General features: G+C 66.2%; 13 protein-coding genes. 7 read left to right on the top strand and 6 right to left on the bottom strand.

All coding sequences use genetic code 11. From position 1 onward, the window contains the following. Positions 1 to 48: 48 nt before the first annotated feature. From boxB to BSY239_RS03165, 3 genes are all read right to left on the bottom strand, one after another. Positions 49 to 1,476 (bottom strand): benzoyl-CoA 2,3-epoxidase subunit BoxB, encoded by a 1,428-nt coding sequence (boxB, locus tag BSY239_RS03175; protein ID WP_069045566.1) that lies wholly within the window; start codon positions 1,474 to 1,476, stop codon positions 49 to 51. A gap of 105 nt (positions 1,477 to 1,581) precedes the next feature. Continuing rightward, the gene (gene boxC, locus BSY239_RS03170; RefSeq protein WP_069045565.1) at positions 1,582 to 3,291 is read right to left on the bottom strand and encodes a 2,3-epoxybenzoyl-CoA dihydrolase; all 1,710 of its coding nucleotides are present in this window, start codon (positions 3,289 to 3,291) and stop codon (positions 1,582 to 1,584) included. Between the two features lie 112 nt (positions 3,292 to 3,403). After that, complete coding sequence (locus BSY239_RS03165) at positions 3,404 to 4,333, bottom strand: helix-turn-helix transcriptional regulator (RefSeq protein ID WP_069048739.1); 930 nt, start codon at positions 4,331 to 4,333, stop codon at positions 3,404 to 3,406. 200 nt (positions 4,334 to 4,533) lie between these two features. Here BSY239_RS03165 and BSY239_RS03160 point away from each other — a divergent pair, with 200 nt between their 5' ends. Beyond that, positions 4,534 to 6,108, top strand: coding sequence for a 3,4-dehydroadipyl-CoA semialdehyde dehydrogenase (locus BSY239_RS03160; RefSeq protein ID WP_069045564.1), 1,575 nt, complete (start codon positions 4,534 to 4,536; stop codon positions 6,106 to 6,108). A gap of 30 nt (positions 6,109 to 6,138) precedes the next feature. Continuing rightward, a complete protein-coding gene (locus tag BSY239_RS03155; protein ID WP_069045563.1) occupies positions 6,139 to 7,695 on the top strand; it encodes a benzoate-CoA ligase family protein in 1,557 nt (518 codons plus the stop codon). Positions 7,696 to 7,710: 15 nt separating this feature from the next. Here BSY239_RS03155 and BSY239_RS03150 read toward each other — a convergent pair whose 3' ends face one another. After that, positions 7,711 to 8,535, bottom strand: a complete 825-nt coding sequence (locus BSY239_RS03150; RefSeq protein WP_083239776.1) for a GNAT family N-acetyltransferase — start codon at positions 8,533 to 8,535, stop codon at positions 7,711 to 7,713. 187 nt (positions 8,536 to 8,722) lie between these two features. Continuing rightward, positions 8,723 to 9,814, bottom strand: coding sequence for an iron-sulfur cluster carrier protein ApbC (gene apbC, locus BSY239_RS03145; protein ID WP_069045561.1), 1,092 nt, complete (start codon positions 9,812 to 9,814; stop codon positions 8,723 to 8,725). A gap of 153 nt (positions 9,815 to 9,967) precedes the next feature. On the opposite strand from apbC, the gene metG reads away from it, so the two are divergent. Then, positions 9,968 to 12,022, top strand: coding sequence for a methionine--tRNA ligase (metG, locus tag BSY239_RS03140; protein WP_069045560.1), 2,055 nt, complete (start codon positions 9,968 to 9,970; stop codon positions 12,020 to 12,022). A 93-nt stretch (positions 12,023 to 12,115) separates the two neighbouring features. Here the strand turns inward: metG and bamE are convergent, their stop codons facing one another. Next, complete coding sequence (gene bamE, locus BSY239_RS03135) at positions 12,116 to 12,634, bottom strand: outer membrane protein assembly factor BamE domain-containing protein (RefSeq protein ID WP_069045559.1); 519 nt, start codon at positions 12,632 to 12,634, stop codon at positions 12,116 to 12,118. Positions 12,635 to 12,734: 100 nt separating this feature from the next. On the opposite strand from bamE, the gene BSY239_RS03130 reads away from it, so the two are divergent. The 4 genes from BSY239_RS03130 (at position 12,735) to nadB (ending at position 17,159) form a co-directional block, all read left to right on the top strand. Beyond that, positions 12,735 to 14,378 (top strand): SulP family inorganic anion transporter, encoded by a 1,644-nt coding sequence (locus BSY239_RS03130; RefSeq protein WP_069045558.1) that lies wholly within the window; start codon positions 12,735 to 12,737, stop codon positions 14,376 to 14,378. Positions 14,379 to 14,448: 70 nt separating this feature from the next. Further along, positions 14,449 to 14,661, top strand: a complete 213-nt coding sequence (locus tag BSY239_RS03125; protein WP_069045557.1) for a DUF3460 family protein — start codon at positions 14,449 to 14,451, stop codon at positions 14,659 to 14,661. Between the two features lie 26 nt (positions 14,662 to 14,687). Beyond that, positions 14,688 to 15,539, top strand: coding sequence for a segregation and condensation protein A (locus tag BSY239_RS03120; RefSeq protein WP_069045556.1), 852 nt, complete (start codon positions 14,688 to 14,690; stop codon positions 15,537 to 15,539). A 12-nt stretch (positions 15,540 to 15,551) separates the two neighbouring features. Beyond that, positions 15,552 to 17,159, top strand: a complete 1,608-nt coding sequence (gene nadB / locus BSY239_RS03115; protein ID WP_069045555.1) for an L-aspartate oxidase — start codon at positions 15,552 to 15,554, stop codon at positions 17,157 to 17,159. Positions 17,160 to 17,161: the final 2 nt, after the last annotated feature.

The raw sequence follows: 17,161 nt of genomic DNA, 5'->3' as shown, positions 1-17,161 counted from the left end.
GCGCCGCCCCATCCCTGCCTTCCCCCAGAGGGGGAAGGTGCAAATCCATCAGTTGAAACGAACGTATTCGAAGTCAACCGGCTGGCGGTTGATACCCATCACCGGCGGTGCGATCCAGCCGGCGAACTTGCCCGGATCGACCACTCGGCCCATGAGCGACGCCACGAACGCGAAGTCACCCGGCGTCGGCAGCCACTCGTCCTTGCGGGCGGCCCATTCGGCCTCGTTGATCACCTTGCCTTCGGGCGTGGTCTTCACGCCGGCCAGCGCGCCGATCTGGCGGTTGAAAGCCTTGTGCGGCGCCACCAGGCGGTTCGGGATGCCGGCTTTCTCCAGCACACGGTTCCAGCGGCCCACACCGGCCACCGAATCTCGGATGTAGTCGTCGCGCAGCACTTCGTTGAGCGCGTTGAGCATGGGCACATCCTTCTCGACGATCTGGCCGTTGTGCACTTCCAGCACCTTGTAGGTCTGGCCCTTGAGCACGTGGTCGTCGCCGCGTTTGCCTTCTTCAAAGCGGCCCTTCAGACCCGAGCTGTAAAAGATGGCGGCGTTGCTCGACTGGTCGGCGCCGAACAGGTCGATGGTCACGCTGTAGTGGAAGTTCAAATAGCGCTGGATGGTGCCGATGTCGATGCAACCGGCTGCGCGGATCAGCGCCGGATCGTCGGTCTTGAGTTCGTTCATCACCTGCGCGGTGCGGGTCAACACGCGCGAGATGCCGCTCTCGCCCACGAACATGTGGTGCGCCTCTTCGGTCAGCATGAACTTGGTCGTGCGGGCCAGCGGATCGAACGCACTCTCGGCCAGGGCAGACAACTGGAACTTGCCGTCGCGGTCGGTGAAGTAGGTGAACATGAAGAAGGCCAGCCAGTCGGGCGTCTTCTCGTTGAACGCACCCAGGATGCGTGGGTTGTCCGCATCGCCCGAGGTGCGCTGCAGCAGCGCGTCGGCTTCTTCGCGGCCATCGCGGCCAAAGTGCTTGTGCAGCAGGTAGACCATGGCCCAGAGGTGGCGGCCTTCTTCCACGTTGATCTGGAACAGGTTGCGCAGGTCGTACATGCTGGGCGCGGTCAGGCCCAGGTGGCGCTGCTGCTCCACCGACGCCGGCTCGGTGTCGCCTTGCGTGACGATGATGCGGCGCAGGTTGGCGCGGTGTTCACCGGGCACGTCCTGCCAGGCCTTCTCGCCCTTGTGGTCGCCGAAGTGGATCTCGCGCTCGGCGTCGCCCGGGTTCAGGAAGATGCCCCAGCGGTAGTCGCGCATCTTCACGTGGCCGAACTGGGCCCAGCCCTGCGGGTCCACGCTCACGGCCGTGCGCAGGTACACCTCGTGGTCGGTCGAACCTTCGGGGCCGACGTCGTCCCACCAGTTGATGAAGTTGGGCTGCCAACCTTCGAGCGCACGCTGCAGGGTGCGGTCTTCGCTCAGGTTGACGTTGTTCGGGATCTTGTCGCTGTAGTTGATGCTGGACATGGCTGTCTCTCCAATGGGCAGTTCAACGGTGGAGTCTGTTGCGGTTGCTGCGGGCTCCACCGGGATACCCACCGCACAACGTTGTGGAAAGCGTGTTTCGCGACCTTAGACGCGGTTGAAATCAAAAGCGGCCTTGTCGCCTTTTCCGTAAACCTTCAAGGCACCCTTTTCGCCCACGGCGTTGGGGCGGATGAAGATCCAGTTCTGCCAGGCGGTGAGCCGGCCGAAGATGCGCGTGGCCATGTTTTCCTTCTGCGCAAAACGCAGGTTGGCTTCCAGGCCGGTGAGTGCGTCGGGCGACATGGAGGCACGCTCCTCCAACGCCATGCGCACTTCGTCGTCCCAGTCGATGTCGTCGGGTGCGGCCGTGACCAGACCCAGCGCCAGCGCGGCGTCGGCGTCCAGCGCCTGGCCGATGGCGGCCTCTGCGGCGGCCATCGGGCCGGCTTCTTCATAAAAGCGGCGCTGCAGGCGCGACTGGTCGTTGACCATAGGCAGCACGCCGAAGTTGAAACCGTCGAGCTGCAGCTTGGGCGCCTTGTCGGCGTCGTCGGGCAGGGCCAGCATGTAGGCGCGGTCGGCGCAGAAGGCCAGCTCGGCAAAACAACCCACGAAGCAGGAGCCGGACTCGATGAGCGCGAACAGGCTGCGCGAGGACACATCCAGCCGGGCGAAGGTGCGGCGCATCAGGCCGAGCGTCTCGCGCACCAGCCAGTGGTCCTTGTGTGCCAGCATCACGGCGTCGTTCGCCAGCACGGCGGCGGCATCACCTTCGGTCTTGAGCAACCAGGTGCCGATGTCGAGTTCGTTGGTGCGCAGGCACAGGATGGCGTCGTCGAGTTCGCGCGTCATCTGCAGCGGCCACCAGGCGGCGCCCGCGGCTTCGATCGCGGCGATGTCTTGCGGCTGTGCGCCGGTGGGCGCTTTCAGCGTGATGGTGGCGCTGCGTTTGGCGCGGTCGATGGCCACATTGACAAACGCGTAACCCAGGCCGTTGGCGCTGTCGGTGCGCGCGATGCGCGGCAGGGCCACGCCCTTGCCGGTGGCCGGGCGGTCGCTCTGCGCGGCCAGCGCGGCAGCGCGCTCGCTCACGTGGGCAGCGAACTGCTGCGGCTTGGCGATGGAGTCCACCAGGCGCCAGTCGACCGCCTTCTGGCCGCGCACGCCCTCGCTGGTGGTGCAGAAGATGTCGGCCAGGTCGTGGCGCACATGACGCTTGTCGGTCACGCGGGTCAAGCCGCCGGTGCCGGGCAAGACGCCGAGCAAAGGCACTTCGGGCAGCGACACAGCCGAAGAGCGATCGTCGACCAGCACGATCTCGTCACACGCCAGGGCCAGTTCGTAGCCGCCACCGGCGCAGGCGCCGTTGAGCGCGGCCACGAACTTCAGGCCGCTGTGTTTGGAGGAGTCTTCAATGCCGTTGCGCGTCTCGTTGGTGAACTTGCAGAAGTTCACTTTCCAGGCGTGGCTGGACACGCCCAGCATGAAGATGTTGGCGCCGGAGCAGAACACCCGGTCCTTGGCACTGGTGACCACCACGGTGCGCACCTCGGGGTGCTCGAAGCGCACGCGGTTGAGCGCGTCGTGCAGCTCGATGTCCACACCCAGGTCGTAGCTGTTGAGCTTGAGCTTGTAGCCAGGGCGGATGCCGGCGTCTTCATTGATGTCGATGGACAGCGTGGCTACCGCACCGTCGAACGACAGTTTCCAGTGGCGATACTGGCCGGGGTCGGTGCGGTAGTCGACGGTGGTGGGTGCGGTGCTGGTGGCGGGTGCTGCTGCAACGGGCGCGGTGGCGATGGCGGTGTCACTCATGGGTTTGTCTCCTCGGGGCTGCAGGGAGGCCCCGACAAACCGGCATTCAAATGCCGGCGGGAGCCCAACGAGGTGAATAATAATTCACAATGCCAAAACAGTCAATGCACTTTTATGCATGTTTTGTAACCAGGCCCAACTGCTCACGAACCTGGCTTCGCAGCGCTTGGAAGGCATCGTCCAGGCTGTAGGCGCTGGTGTTGAAGCTCATGTCGGCTTTGGAATAGAAGGCCGAGCGCCCGGCCAGGATGCGCTTCAAATCCTCCATGGCTTCGCGGCTGGCCGCCATGGGACGCATGTCGCCCTGCGCGGCCACGCGTCCCATGTGGTCGGCCGGGTCGGCCTGCAGCCACACCGTGGTGCAGTGGGAGAGCAGGAGGTTGAAATTGGCGGCGTCGGACACCAGTCCGCCCGGCGTGGCGATGACCACCTCGGGGTAGATCTGGATCGCCTCTTCGAGCGCACGGCGCTCGTAGCGGCGGTAGGCCGGGGTACCGTAGAGCGAATGGATTTCGTTGATGCTGCAGCCGGCGAACTTCTCGATCTCGCGGCTGAGCTCGATGAACGCAAATCCGAGGTCGTCGGCCAGGCGCTGGCCCAGCGTGGATTTGCCCGCGCCGCGCAGGCCGATCAGGGCGATGCGCGAGCTGCGGCCGGGGTCGCCACCGGGCGCCGCACCGCCGCCCAGCAGCCCGCCGATGGCCACGCGCACGCGCCGCAAATCGGCCTCGCCCCGGCCTTCCAGCAGCTCACGGATCAACAGCCATTCGGGTGAGCTCGTGCTCACATCACCCAGCAATTCGGCGAGCGAACAATGCAGCGCCTGCGCCACTTGCAAGAGCACCAATATGGAAGCGTTGCCGGTGCCGTATTCGAGGTTGGCCAGATGCCGTTCGGACACGTCGGCCGCCACGGCCACGGCCTTGCGCGTCATGCCGCGGCGCGAGCGCAGGGTGCGCACGCGCTCGCCGAGCGCCACGAGAAAGGGGTTTCGAGCTTCCTCGTCCACGGGAGCGAGGTCAGCGGGCCGTGCGGCGGCCATCAAGCCGGGATCGGCAGCATCCATGGTGTGCCTGAACTTTCAAACGGTTTCATCGGGCTCGGGAAAAACCCGCCGGGGGCTTGCCAAGCGCGGCAACATGCACTTTAATGCACATCTCGGCGCACGCAAGATAGTGCATTTATAGCGCCATTCTCCACCCGCGAACAGCCCCGGCCGCTCGACCACCCGAATTCACCACCATGACCACCACTTCCCTGCTCCCCAACCACCTCGGCGGCCAATGGGTCACCGGCACCGGCGCGGGGACACCGCTTTTCGACCCGGTGCTCGGCACCGAACTGGCGCGCGTGAGCAGCGCTGGTCTGGACCTGGCCGCCGGGTTTGACTTTGCCCGCGAACAGGGCGGCGCCGCCTTGCGGGCCCTGAGCTACGCTGAGCGCGCCGGTCTGCTGGGCGCCATCGTCAAGGTGCTGCAAGCCAACCGCGACGCCTACTACGAGATCGCGACGGCCAACTGCGGCACCACCACCAAGGACTCGGCGGTGGACATCGACGGCGGCATCTTCACCCTGGGCTATTACGCCAAGCAGGGCGAGGCTTTGGGCGATGCGCATGCGCTGCTCGATGGCGAACGCATCCGCATGGGCAAGGACCCGGTGTTCCAGACCCAGCACATCCTGAGCCCCACGCGCGGTGTGGCGCTGTTCATCAACGCCTTCAACTTCCCGAGCTGGGGCCTGTGGGAGAAGGCAGCACCCGCGCTGCTCTCGGGCGTGCCGGTGATCGTCAAACCCGCCACCGCCACCGCCTGGCTCACGCAGCGCATGGTCAAGGACGTGATCGACGCGGGCATCCTGCCGCCCGGCGCGCTCTCGGTGGTCTGCGGTTCGTCCGCCGGCCTGATGGACCAGCTGCAGCCCTTCGACGTGGTCTCCTTCACCGGCTCTGCCGAAACGGCACGCATCATCCGCAGCCACCCGGCCGTGGCCTCCGCTTCAGTGCGCTGCAACATCGAAGCCGACAGCCTCAACAGTGCCCTGCTCGACCCAGGCGCCACCCCCGACAGCGAAGCTTTCGGCCTGCTGGTGAGCGAGGTCGTGCGCGAGATGACGGTGAAGAGCGGCCAGAAGTGCACCGCCATCCGCCGCGTGTTCGTGCCGCGCGCGCTGTACGACGCAGTGGCCCGGGCGATCGGCGCCAAGCTCGTCAAAACCAGCGTGGGCAACCCGCGCAACGAGTCCGTGCGCATGGGCTCGCTGGTGAGCCAGGAGCAGAAAGCCGGGGTGATCGAAGGCATCGCCCGACTGCGCACCGAGGCCGAGGTGCTGTTCGACGGCGGCAGCGCCGCATGGGTGGACGCCGACGCCTCCTCCGCCTGCGTGGCGCCGGTGCTGCTGGGCTCGCGCGAACCCTCCAAGGCAAAAGTGCTGCACGAGGTGGAAGTGTTCGGCCCGGTGGCCACGCTCATGGCGTATGACCGCATTGAAGAGGCCTACGAGCTGATCCGCCGCGGCGAAGGTTCGCTGGTGTGTTCGGTCTACAGCGCCGATCCGGCCTTCATCGCCGCGGCCGCGCTCGAACTCGGTTCGGCCCACGGCCGCGTGCACGCCATCTCGCCCGACGTGGCGGCCAGCCAGAGCGGCCACGGCAACGTGATGCCCATGTCGCTGCACGGCGGCCCGGGCCGCGCGGGCGGCGGCGAAGAACTCGGCGGCCTGCGCGCGCTGGGCTTCTACCACCGCCGCAGCGCGGTGCAGGCCAGCAGCGCCGCGCTGGACGTGCTCGCCGCCTCGGCGGTAGCCTTGAAATACTGATAACCCGAACCCCGCAGAGGAGACAAACCCATGACGACCACCGCCCCACCCGAGCGCTTCAACTTCGCGCGCCACCTGCTCGCGCTCAACACCGGGCGCGCGGCGAAGACCGCCCTGATCGACGACCAGGGCACGCTGAGCTACGGCGAACTCGCCGACCAGGTGCAGCGCTTTGCTGGTGCGCTCAGCGCGCTGGGCCTGCGCCGCGAAGAGCGCGTGCTGCTGCTCATGCACGACTGCAGCGACTGGGTGGTGGCCTTCCTCGGCGCGCTGCACGCCGGCGTGGTGCCGGTGGCGGTGAACACCCTGCTGACCGCGCAGGACTACGCCTACATGCTGACCAACAGCCGCGCACAGGCGGCCATCGTGTCGGCCGCTCTGCTGCCCACCCTGCAGACCGCGCTGGATCTGCAACCCACGGAGGTGAGGCACCTGGTCGTCTCGCGCGCCACCGAGCCCCTGCCCCCAGGTGCGCACGATTTCGCTGCGATCGTTGCAGGCAGTCAACCCACCGCAGCGGCCGACACGCACGGCGACGAACCCGCCTTCTGGCTGTTTTCCAGCGGCTCCACCGGTGCACCCAAAGGCACGGTGCACACCCAGGCCAACCTGTACTGGACGGCCGAGCTCTACGGCAAGGCCGTGCTGGGCTTGCGCGAGAGCGACGTGGTGTTTTCCGCCGCCAAGCTGTTCTTTGCCTACGGCCTGGGCAACGCCCTGAGCTTCCCGCTGAGCGTGGGCGCCAGCGTGGTGCTGATGGCCGAGCGGCCCACGCCACAGGCCTGTTTCAAACGTTTCACACAAGACAGGCCCACGGTTTTCTACGGCGCGCCCACCGGCTACGGCGGCATGCTCGCCAGCCCCGACCTGCCCAGGAAAAGCGACGTGGCGCTGCGCCTGTGTTCGTCGGCCGGTGAAGCGCTGCCGCAAGACATTGGCCAGCGCTGGACCGACCATTTCGGCGTGGAAATCATCGACGGCATCGGCTCCACCGAGATGCTGCACGTGTTCCTCTCCAACCGCCCGGGCGACGTGCGCTACGGCACCACCGGCAAGCCGGTGCCGGGCTACGAGATCGAGCTGCGCGGCGAGGACGGCCAGCCCGTGCCCGACGGCGAGATCGGTGACCTCTACATCAAGGGCCCGAGCGCCGCGCTGATGTACTGGAACAACCGCGCCAAGACCCGCGACACCTTCCAGGGCGGCTGGACCAAGGCCGGTGACAAGTACACGCGGGATGCCGAGGGCTACTGCACCTACGCCGGGCGCAACGACGACATGCTCAAGGTCAGCGGCATCTACGTGAGCCCGTTCGAGGTGGAAGCCACGCTGGTGCAGCACCCCGCGGTGCTGGAGGCTGCCGTCATTGGCAAGACGGACGCCGACGGTCTGACCAAGACCAAGGCTTTCGTGGTGCTCAAGAATGGCGTGCAGGCCACCGAAGCCGAGCTGCAAGCCTTCGTGAAGGAAAAGCTCGCTCCCTACAAGTACCCGCGCTTCATCGAGTTCCTGCCCGAGCTGCCCAAAACCGCCACCGGCAAGATCCAGCGTTTCCGGCTGCGCGAACGGGAAGCCCCCGAGGCCTGATGCCCGCCACCCCGATCAGCCGACTTCCAGGCTGGTCAGGCCGTACAGGCGCGAGAACGCCAGTTGCGGCGCCGGACCGCGGTACATGCGGGCGGTCGGAAAGGTGGCCTGCATGCCCTGGCGCAACGCCAGCTGGGTGGCCGCGGCGTTGCAATCGGGCACATCCATGAAAACCTTGTCCGTGGCGGGCACCCGGGCGCACAGCGCCTCGAACAGGGCCTCGGCAATGGCGGGCGTGTCGGCGCACAACGGGGCCAGCTTGTGGCCATCCACACAGGCCCGGATGACGCCGTAACCCCTGAGCTCACCGTCTTGCCACCACCCGAGTGCATGGCTCTGCGGCATCTGCACCCAGGCCCGCAGAAACGCCAGGCGCGGCTCGGGATGAAAGGCCCGCTCGTAAGCGGCCAGCGCTTCAAATCGAATGTCCGACAGCGGCACCACGTGCGGAACGGTCGCAGCTGCCGCCGAACGACCCGCGCCTTGGTAGCGCACGTTGTACCAGGCGAGTTCAAAGCCGGCACCGCGGTAGTTGTGCTGCTGCGTCACCACGCCATCCAGCCCTACGACGCAGCCGCGCACATGCTCCAGCGAAGCACCCCAGATGGCTTTGCCCAACCCGTGTCCACGCAGCAGCGGATCCACGATGTAGAAGCCCAGGAAGGCGTAGTGCGGGCTGTACCGAACGCACGAGATGGACGCCACCGGTCCATCACCCAGCCACCCCATCAAAAACCCCTCGGGATCGAGGCCGTGCAGGGCATCTCCGTCGTGCAGGCCCGGGTTCCAGCCCTCGCGGGCGGCCCAGTGCATGGCAGTGGAAAGGTGGCTGCGGGTCATGCAGCGAATCTGATAGGACGCAAGTGGCACGTGGAGCTCCCGGGGGTATGGAGCATCACATCCGAAACGCCGGCGACACGCCATACTGCATTGGCACTAGATCGGCACCACGTCTGCACACAGGTCCGGGCGAAAAAAAGCCGGCCCTGGGCCGGCTTCTTCGATGCTCAACGGGCCGCCTGCCGCTTCAGGTTTCCTTTGAAATCTTGATGCTCGGGAACTTGTTGGAGAAGTCCTTGGCCTTGGCCGCGATCTTGATCGCCAGCTGGCGCGCGACCGACTTGTACAGCGCGGCAATCTCGCCCTCGGGGTCGGCCACCACGGTCGGCATGCCGCTGTCGGCCTGCACACGGATGCTCATGTTGAGTGGCAGCGCGCCGAGGTAGTCCATGCCGTACTCGGCCGCCATGTTCTTGCCACCGTCCACGCCAAAGATGTGCTCGGTGTGGCCGCACTTCTCGCACACGTGCACCGCCATGTTCTCCACGATGCCCAGGATGGGCACGCCCACCTTTTCGAACATCTTGATGCCCTTGCGCGCGTCGAGCAGCGCAATGTCCTGCGGCGTGGTCACGATCACCGCGCCGGTGAGCGGCACACGCTGGCTCAGGGTGAGCTGGATGTCGCCGGTGCCCGGGGGCATGTCGACGATCAGGTAGTCGAGGTCTTTCCAGTTGGTCTGACGCAGCAGCTGCTCCAGCGCCTGGGTGGCCATGGGGCCGCGCCAGATCATGGCTTCGTCGCGGTCGATCAGGAAACCGATCGAGATCACCTGCACGCCGTAGTTCTCCAGCGGCTCCATGGTCTGGCCGTCCGCGCTCTCGGGCCGGCCCTCCACGCCCATCATCATGGGCTGGCTCGGTCCGTAGATGTCGGCGTCCAGGATGCCGACCTTCGCGCCTTCGGCGGACAGCGCCAGCGCCAGGTTGACCGCCGTGGTGCTCTTGCCCACGCCGCCCTTGCCCGAGGCCACGGCAATGATGTTCTTCACATTGGGCATGACCTGCACGCCGCGCTGCACCGCGTGGGCCGTGATCTTCATGGTCATGTTGACCGACACGTTGTCCACGCCCGCCACCGACTTGGCCGCGGCGATCAAGGCCTTGCGAAAGACCGGCATCTGGCTCTTGGCCGGATAGCCCAGCTCGACGTCGAACGACACATCGCCGTCGGTGGTTTGCAGGTTCTTCAGCGCCTTGCTGGTGACGAAGTCGCGTCCGGTGTTCGGATCGATGACGGCTTGCAGCGCGGTCAGCAGCGCCTGGGAATCAACAGACATGGGGAAACTCGCTTCAGAGAGGGGGGTGGGGGTATCGGGTCGGGCTGAAGTCTAACGCCCCACCCCGGCCGGGGTCATTCACACAATCGCCATGAGGACATCCCTTACGCCTCCGGCCTAAAATCGCCGGTTCCCCAGAAGAAAGCCCATCCCATGAGCCAGCGACGCCTGTTCGTCACCACCGCCCTGCCCTACGCCAACGGCAACTTCCACATCGGCCACATCATGGAGTACATCCAGGCCGACATCTGGGTGAGGTTCCAGCGCATGCAGGGCAACGAGGTGCACTTTGTCTGCGCCGACGACGCCCACGGCGCGCCCATCATGATCGCGGCCGACAAGGCGGGCAAGACGCCGCAGCAGTTCGTGGCCGACATCGCCGCGGGCCGCAAGCCCTACCTCGACGGTTTTCACATCGCTTTCGACAACTGGCACAGCACCGACGCGCCCGAGAACCACGAACTCGCGCAGCAGATCTACCGCGACCTCAAGGCCAACGGCCTGATCGAGACCCGCACCATCGAACAGTTCTTCGACCCCGAGAAGAGCATGTTCCTGCCCGACCGCTTCATCAAGGGCGAGTGCCCCAACTGCCACGCCAAGGACCAGTACGGCGACAACTGCGAGGTCTGCAGCAAGGTCTACAGCCCCACGGACCTGATCAACCCGTACTCGGCCCTGTCGGGCGCGAAGCCCGTTCTCAAGCAGTCGGAGCATTTCTTCTTCAAGCTCTCCGACCCGCGCTGCCTGGCCTTCCTGGACCAGTGGACGCAAAGCGGCGCGGTGCAGCCCGAGGTGCTGAACAAGATCAGCGAATGGATCGAGCCCGGTGAAGACGGCAAGCCCAAGATGGGCGACTGGGACATCAGCCGCGACGCGCCCTACTTCGGCATCGAGATCCCCGACGCGCCGGGCAAATACTTCTATGTGTGGCTCGACGCGCCGGTGGGTTACCTCGCCTCGCTGAAGAACTGGTTCGGCAAGACGGGCCGCGACTTCGACGCCTTCATGGCCGACCCCACCACCGAGCAGTTCCACTTCATCGGCAAGGACATCATCACCTTCCACACGCTGTTCTGGCCGGCCATGCTGCATTTCAGTGGCCGCAAGACACCCAACGCGGTGTTCGTGCACGGCTTCCTCACGGTGAACAATGGCGAGAAGATGAGCAAGAGCCGCGGCACCGGGCTCGACCCCCTGAAATACCTGGGCCTGGGCATGAACCCGGAGTGGCTGCGCTACTACCTGGCCGCCAAGCTGTCGGCGCGCAACGAAGACATCGACTTCAACCCCGACGACTTCCTGGCGCGGGTCAACAGCGACCTGATCGGCAAGTACATCAACATCGCCTCGCGCGCGGCCGGCTTCATCGCCAAGCGCTTCAACGGCAAGCTGGGTGAAGTCTCGGCCGACGGCGACAACCTCATCGACCACCTGCAGACCGCCGCGCCCGCGATCACCGCGCTCTACGCCGAACGCGAGTACGGCAAGGCGCTGCGCGAGGTGATGCTGCTGGCCGACCGCGTGAACGCCTACGTGGACCAGAACAAGCCCTGGGAACTGGCCAAGCAGGAAGGCATGGACGGCCGCCTGCACGACGTGTGCACCGCGTGCATCGAAGCCTTCCGCCTGCTCACGCTCTACCTCAAGCCGGTGCTGCCTGCGCTGGCGACGAACGTGGAAGCCTTCCTGCAAGTCCAGCCACTGCAGTTCAGCGACGCATCCAGCCTGCTGGGCGCTGGCCACGGCATCAACGCCTACCAGCACCTGATGCAGCGCGTGGACGTGAAGCAACTCGATGCGCTGTTTGAACCACCGCCGGCTCCAGCCGTCGAGCTGACCGTGCCCGGCGGCGAGCCGATCGCCGACACCATCACCATCGACGACTTCGGCAAGATCGACCTGCGCATCGCGCAGATCGTCAACTGCGAAGCTGTGGAAGGTTCGACCAAGCTGCTGCGTCTCACGCTGGACGTGGGTGAAGGCAAGACACGCAATGTGTTCAGCGGCATCGCCAGCGCCTACGCGCCCGAAGACCTGGTGGGCAAGCTCACCGTGATGGTGGCCAACCTGGCGCCGCGCAAGATGAAGTTCGGCGTGAGCGAAGGCATGGTGCTGGCCGCCAGCCATGCGGACGAAACGGAAGAGCCCGGCATCCACATCCTGAATCCGTGGCCGGGCGCGAAGCCCGGCATGCGGGTCAGGTAGACAGACCCCCACGCTCCCCCGCTGCGCGAGGTCCGCTGCCCCCCGCGGGGGCTGATCCGCCTTGGGGCCGCCCGGCGGCGGAGCGTGTTCCCGTCAACGATTCCTTTCCAGGTCCGGATCGGGTACCGACATCGTCCTGATCACGCGCAAATCGGTGTCGAACACCGCGGTGAACACCTTCGAGTCGTTCTGGTTGTTGCCGTCCATGTAGCGCCAGTCGTAATGCGTCTCGCGCTTGAGGTCGTAGGTGGTGACCTTCATGGGCTTGCCGAGCATGCGGCGCACCTCTTCCATGGCCATGCCGGGCACCACCCGCGCGAAGTTGCGCTCGGTGAGCACCTGGCGCAGCGCGGCCATACGCCCGTCGGGGCCGATGGTGATCATGTAGTTCACGTGGCCGGCGGGCTGGCGGTTGTATTCGTAGATCTGCGCGCCGTCCTCGCCGTCCCACACCGCCTCGGGCGCGCCAAAGCGTTCGCGCACGTCGGCTTCGGTGGAAACACCTTCCTCGAGTTCGCTGATGTTCTTCACATCGCACGCGGCGAGCAACATCGCCACGCTCAGCAGGACGAGGAGGCATCCTCGGGCAACAAAGCCAGTCAAACCACGCATGCGGAGCACCTTCTTCAGGGTGAAAAATTCAGTGTAAACCCGCAGTGTTTGAGGTCCTGGCTGTCAGTTTCACGAACCGTTGCCAAAGGTAACATGTCCCATGCTTCAAGGACTGCCGCCCCTCGCTCCGTTCCGTCCGCGACTGCTTCAAGACATCCAGGGCTACAACCGGGACAAGCTGGCGCGCGACGTGGGGGCCGGTGCCACGGTCGGCATCGTGGCCCTGCCGCTGGCCATGGCCTTTGCAATTGCCAGCGGCCTGCAACCCGAAGCCGGGCTGTGGACGGCCATCATCGCGGGCTTCCTGATCTCGGCCCTGGGTGGCACCTCGATGCAGATCGGTGGCCCGGCCGGCGCCTTCATCGTCATCGTCTACGGCATCGTCGAACGTTACGGCGTGGCCAACCTGCTGATCTCCACCGCCAGCGCCGGCGTGCTGCTCTTCCTGCTGGGTCTGTTCCGCCTGGGCACGCTGGTGCGCTACGTGCCCGTCACCGTGGTGATCGGATTCACCAACGGCATCGCGGTCCTGATTGCGCTCTCGCAGGTGCGCGACCTGCTGGGGCTGGACATCGACAAGATGCCGGCCAACTTCTTCGGCCAGATCGGGGCCATCGCCGACCACCTCCACAGCCTCAACCCGTTCGCGCTCGGGCTGGGCGCCCTGTGTGTGCTGGGCCTGGTCGTGTGGCCGCGCCTGTGGGCGGTGGATTCGCAGTTCCGCCGCCAGCTCGAAGCCATTGAAACAGTGAGTGCGCTCAGGGCCACCTCACGCATTCCCGGCCCGGTCGTCGCACTCATCACGCTCTCGCTGCTGGCCTGGGCCCTCAGCCTGCCGGTGGAAACCGTGGGCACGCGCTTTGGCGGCATTCCGCAGGGCCTGCCGGTGTTCGACCTGCCCGACTTCTCGTGGGAAACCGTGCGCCTGTTGGTGACGCCCACGCTCACCATCGCGCTGCTGGGTGCCATCGAATCGCTGCTGTGCGCGCGCGTGGCCGACCAGCTGGGCGACGCGCCCAAGCACGACCCCAACCAGGAACTCATGGCCCAGGGCATTGCCAACGCAGTCGTCCCTTTCTTCGGCGGCATGCCCGCCACCGGCACCATCGCGCGCACCGTGACCAACATCCGCTCGGGCGCCGCCTCGCCGGTGGCGGGCATGGTGCACGCCCTCACGCTGGCCGCCGTGGTGCTGCTGGCGGCACCGCTGGCGTACCACATCCCGTTGTCGGTGCTGGCCGGTGTGCTGCTGTTCGTGGCCTGGAACATGGGCGAATGGCGCGAGTTCGGGCGGCTCAAACACTTCAGCAACCACTACCGGTTGATGATGCTGTCCACCTTCTTCGTCACCATCGTCTTCGACCTCACGGTGGCGGTGGAGCTCGGGCTGGTGCTCGCGGTGGTGCTGTTTGTGCGGCGCCAGAGCGAGATCTTCCGTGCCGAGCCGGTGGCGCGCACCGAGCACCAGGCGACCTACAAACTCTACGGTTCGCTGTTCTTCGGCGCCGTCGCCAAGATCGATCCCATCGTGGCCGATGTCGAACGTTCGCCAACGCCAGTGAACGTGATGCTGGACGCCAGCCAGCTGATTTCGCTCGACACCACCGGGCTGGACGCGTTGGAGCAGCTGCACAAGGCGGTGCACAAACGCGGCGGGCACCTGGGCATGGTGGGGCTGCACCCGCAACCGCGCTCGCTGATCGAACGCTCCGGCTTCGCGGCGCGGCTGAACACCTGCGAGTGACCCCGGGGCGCCTGGGCCCGGGCGCCGACCGGTAAAATCGCGCCTTTCCCCGCACCAGGCTCCGAACACCATGTCCTTCTTCCGCCGCCCCGACTACAAGTCCGACGCCACGTTGTTCATCGAACAGCTCAAGGCCGACAAGCCGGGACTGGAGCAGTCGCAGCGCCAGGGCCGCTCGCTTCTGTGGGACAAGGCCATCGACCGCAGCTTCCAGGCCGAAGCCGAAACCGCCCGCGTGCCCCAGCAACCCTACGTCTACCAGACCGGTTCGGACCACAGCTGATCCGGCGGCGCTCCCCCGACAGCAACATGGGCAACGAGGTCCACACACTCGACGAGGCTCCCCAGGGCCTCGACGCGGTGCTGCCCACCGTGGTGGACCACGTGGCGCTGGCCCGTCTCTACGGCGAACCGCTGTTCGCCATGCCGCGCGACCTCTACATCCCGCCGGACGCGCTGCAGATCTTTCTGGAAGCCTTCGAAGGACCGCTGGACCTGCTGCTGTACCTGATCCGCAAGCAGAACTTCAACATCCTCGACATCCCGATGGCGGCGGTCACGCGCCAGTACCTCACCTACGTGGACGAGATCCGCAACAGCAACCTGGAACTGGCGGCCGAGTACCTGCTGATGGCGGCCATGCTGATCGAGATCAAGTCGCGCATGCTGCTGCCGCCCAAGAAGACGGCCGAGGGCGAAGAGGCCGAAGACCCCCGCGCCGAGCTGGTGCGCCGCCTGCTCGAATACGAGCAGATGAAGCTGGCCGCCCAGCGCCTGGCCGATGCACCCCAGTACGGCCGCGATTTTTTGCGAGCGCAGGTGTACGTGGAGCAGGCCCTGGCGCCGCGCTTCCCCGACGTGAGCCCCATCGACCTGCAAAGCGCCTGGCGCGACATCTTGAAGCGCGCCAAGCTCGTGCAGCACCACAAGATCAGCCGCGAAGAACTCTCCGTGCGCGAGCACATGAGCATCGTGCTGCGCCGCCTGCAGGGCCGCAAGTTCGTCGAGTTCGGCGAGCTGTTCGATCCCGAAAAGGGCTCGCCCGTGCTGGTGGTCACCTTCATCGCGATGCTCGAACTGGCCAAAGAAACCCTCATCGAATTGACACAGGCCGAGGCCTTCGCTCCCATCTATGTCCGCCTGGCTTACACGCCAAGCTAGTTCTTTCCACACATGACCGACCTTCACCGCTTCGACGTCCTCATCATCGGCAGCGGCCTGGCCGGTCTGACCGCGGCGCTGCACCTGTCCACCACCCACCGCGTGGCCGTGGTCACCAAGCGCGCCCTGCTCGATGGTTCGAGCAACTGGGCGCAGGGCGGCATTGCGGCGGTGCTGGCCGAGGGCGACAGCCTGGCCTCGCATGTGGACGACACCCTGGTGGCCGGCGCCGGTCTGTGCGACCTGGAAGCCACGCAGTTCACGGTGGAAAACGCACCCGCGGCCATCGCCTGGCTGCAGGAACTCGGCGTGCCTTTTTCACTGGAACACGGCGAACTGCACCTCACGCGCGAAGGCGGCCACAGCCACCGGCGCATCGTGCACGCGGCCGACGCCACCGGCGCGGCGGTGCAGGCCACGCTCATCGAGCGCGTGCGCAACACGCCGGCCATCAAAGTCTTCGAGCACCACATGCTGGTGGACCTGATCACCGACCGCAAGCTGACCGGCCACGACCCGGCCCGTCAGGTGGCCGAGCGCTGCTTTGGCGCCTACGTGCTGGACACCGTGCGCGACGAGGTGGTGACCTTCAGCGCCGCCCACACCGTGCTGGCCACGGGCGGTGCGGGCAAGGTCTACCTCTACACCACCAACCCCGACACCGCCACCGGCGACGGCATCGCCGCGGGCTGGCGCGCGGGTTGCCAGGTCGGCAACATGGAGTTCATCCAGTTCCACCCGACCTGCCTGTACCACCCGCACGCCAAGAGCTACCTGATCACCGAGGCCGTGCGCGGCGAAGGCGGCCTGCTCAAGCTGCCGCCGCACCTGGGCAGCCACCGTTTCATGCCCGACCACGACCCACGCGCCGAACTGGCGCCGCGCGACGTGGTGGCGCGCGCGATCGACTTCGAGATGAAAAAGCACGGCCTGGACTGCGTGTACCTCGACATCTCCCATCAGCCTTCCGAGTTTCTGCACGAGCACTTTCCCAACATCCTGGCGCGCTGCGCCGAGCTGGGTATCGACATCACGAAAGAGCCGATCCCCGTGGTGCCGGCCGCGCACTACACCTGTGGCGGCATCGTGACCGACCTCGGTGGCCGCACCGACATCGCCGGTCTGTACGCGGTGGGTGAAACCACCTGCACCGGTCTGCACGGCGCCAACCGCCTGGCCAGCAACTCGCTGGTGGAGTGCATGGTGTTTGCCCAGGGTGCGGTGAACGCCATCCGTTCCGTGGCCGTGGTGGACACCCCCGCCATGCCGCTGTGGGACGACAGCCGCGTGACCGACGCCGACGAGCAGGTGGTGATCTCGCACAACTGGGACGAACTGCGCCGCTTCATGTGGGACTACGTGGGCATCGTTCGCACCAACAAACGCCTGGAACGTGCGGCCCACCGCATCTCGCTGCTGCAGTCGGAAATCCACGAGTTCTATTCGCAGTTCCACGTCACGCGCGACCTGCTGGAACTGCGCAACCTGGTGCAGGTGGCCGACCTGATCGTGATGTCGGCCATGCTGCGGCACGAGAGCCGCGGCCTGCACTTCAGCCGCGATTACCCGGACATGTTGCCGGTGGCGAAACCGACCATCCTCGTGCCGCCAGCGCGCTGAAC

It is taken from the genome of Hydrogenophaga sp. RAC07, from assembly GCF_001713375.1.
Lineage (GTDB): Bacteria > Pseudomonadota > Gammaproteobacteria > Burkholderiales > Burkholderiaceae_C > Hydrogenophaga.
This window is presented reverse-complemented; position numbering and strand designations above follow the sequence as displayed.

Excerpts from the sequence above, each read along its gene's own strand:
- boxB (WP_069045566.1), bottom strand. The coding sequence starts at position 1,476 with ATGTCCAGCATCAACTACAGCGACAAGATCCCGAACAACGTCAACCTG.
- boxC (WP_069045565.1), bottom strand. The coding sequence starts at position 3,291 with ATGAGTGACACCGCCATCGCCACCGCGCCCGTTGCAGCAGCACCCGCC.
- BSY239_RS03165 (WP_069048739.1), bottom strand. The coding sequence starts at position 4,333 with ATGGCCGCCGCACGGCCCGCTGACCTCGCTCCCGTGGACGAGGAAGCT.
- BSY239_RS03160 (WP_069045564.1), top strand. The coding sequence starts at position 4,534 with ATGACCACCACTTCCCTGCTCCCCAACCACCTCGGCGGCCAATGGGTC.
- BSY239_RS03155 (WP_069045563.1), top strand. The coding sequence starts at position 6,139 with ATGACGACCACCGCCCCACCCGAGCGCTTCAACTTCGCGCGCCACCTG.
- BSY239_RS03150 (WP_083239776.1), bottom strand. The coding sequence starts at position 8,535 with ATGACCCGCAGCCACCTTTCCACTGCCATGCACTGGGCCGCCCGCGAG.
- apbC (WP_069045561.1), bottom strand. The coding sequence starts at position 9,814 with ATGTCTGTTGATTCCCAGGCGCTGCTGACCGCGCTGCAAGCCGTCATC.
- metG (WP_069045560.1), top strand. The coding sequence starts at position 9,968 with ATGAGCCAGCGACGCCTGTTCGTCACCACCGCCCTGCCCTACGCCAAC.
- bamE (WP_069045559.1), bottom strand. The coding sequence starts at position 12,634 with ATGCGTGGTTTGACTGGCTTTGTTGCCCGAGGATGCCTCCTCGTCCTG.
- BSY239_RS03130 (WP_069045558.1), top strand. The coding sequence starts at position 12,735 with ATGCTTCAAGGACTGCCGCCCCTCGCTCCGTTCCGTCCGCGACTGCTT.
- BSY239_RS03125 (WP_069045557.1), top strand. The coding sequence starts at position 14,449 with ATGTCCTTCTTCCGCCGCCCCGACTACAAGTCCGACGCCACGTTGTTC.
- BSY239_RS03120 (WP_069045556.1), top strand. The coding sequence starts at position 14,688 with ATGGGCAACGAGGTCCACACACTCGACGAGGCTCCCCAGGGCCTCGAC.
- nadB (WP_069045555.1), top strand. The coding sequence starts at position 15,552 with ATGACCGACCTTCACCGCTTCGACGTCCTCATCATCGGCAGCGGCCTG.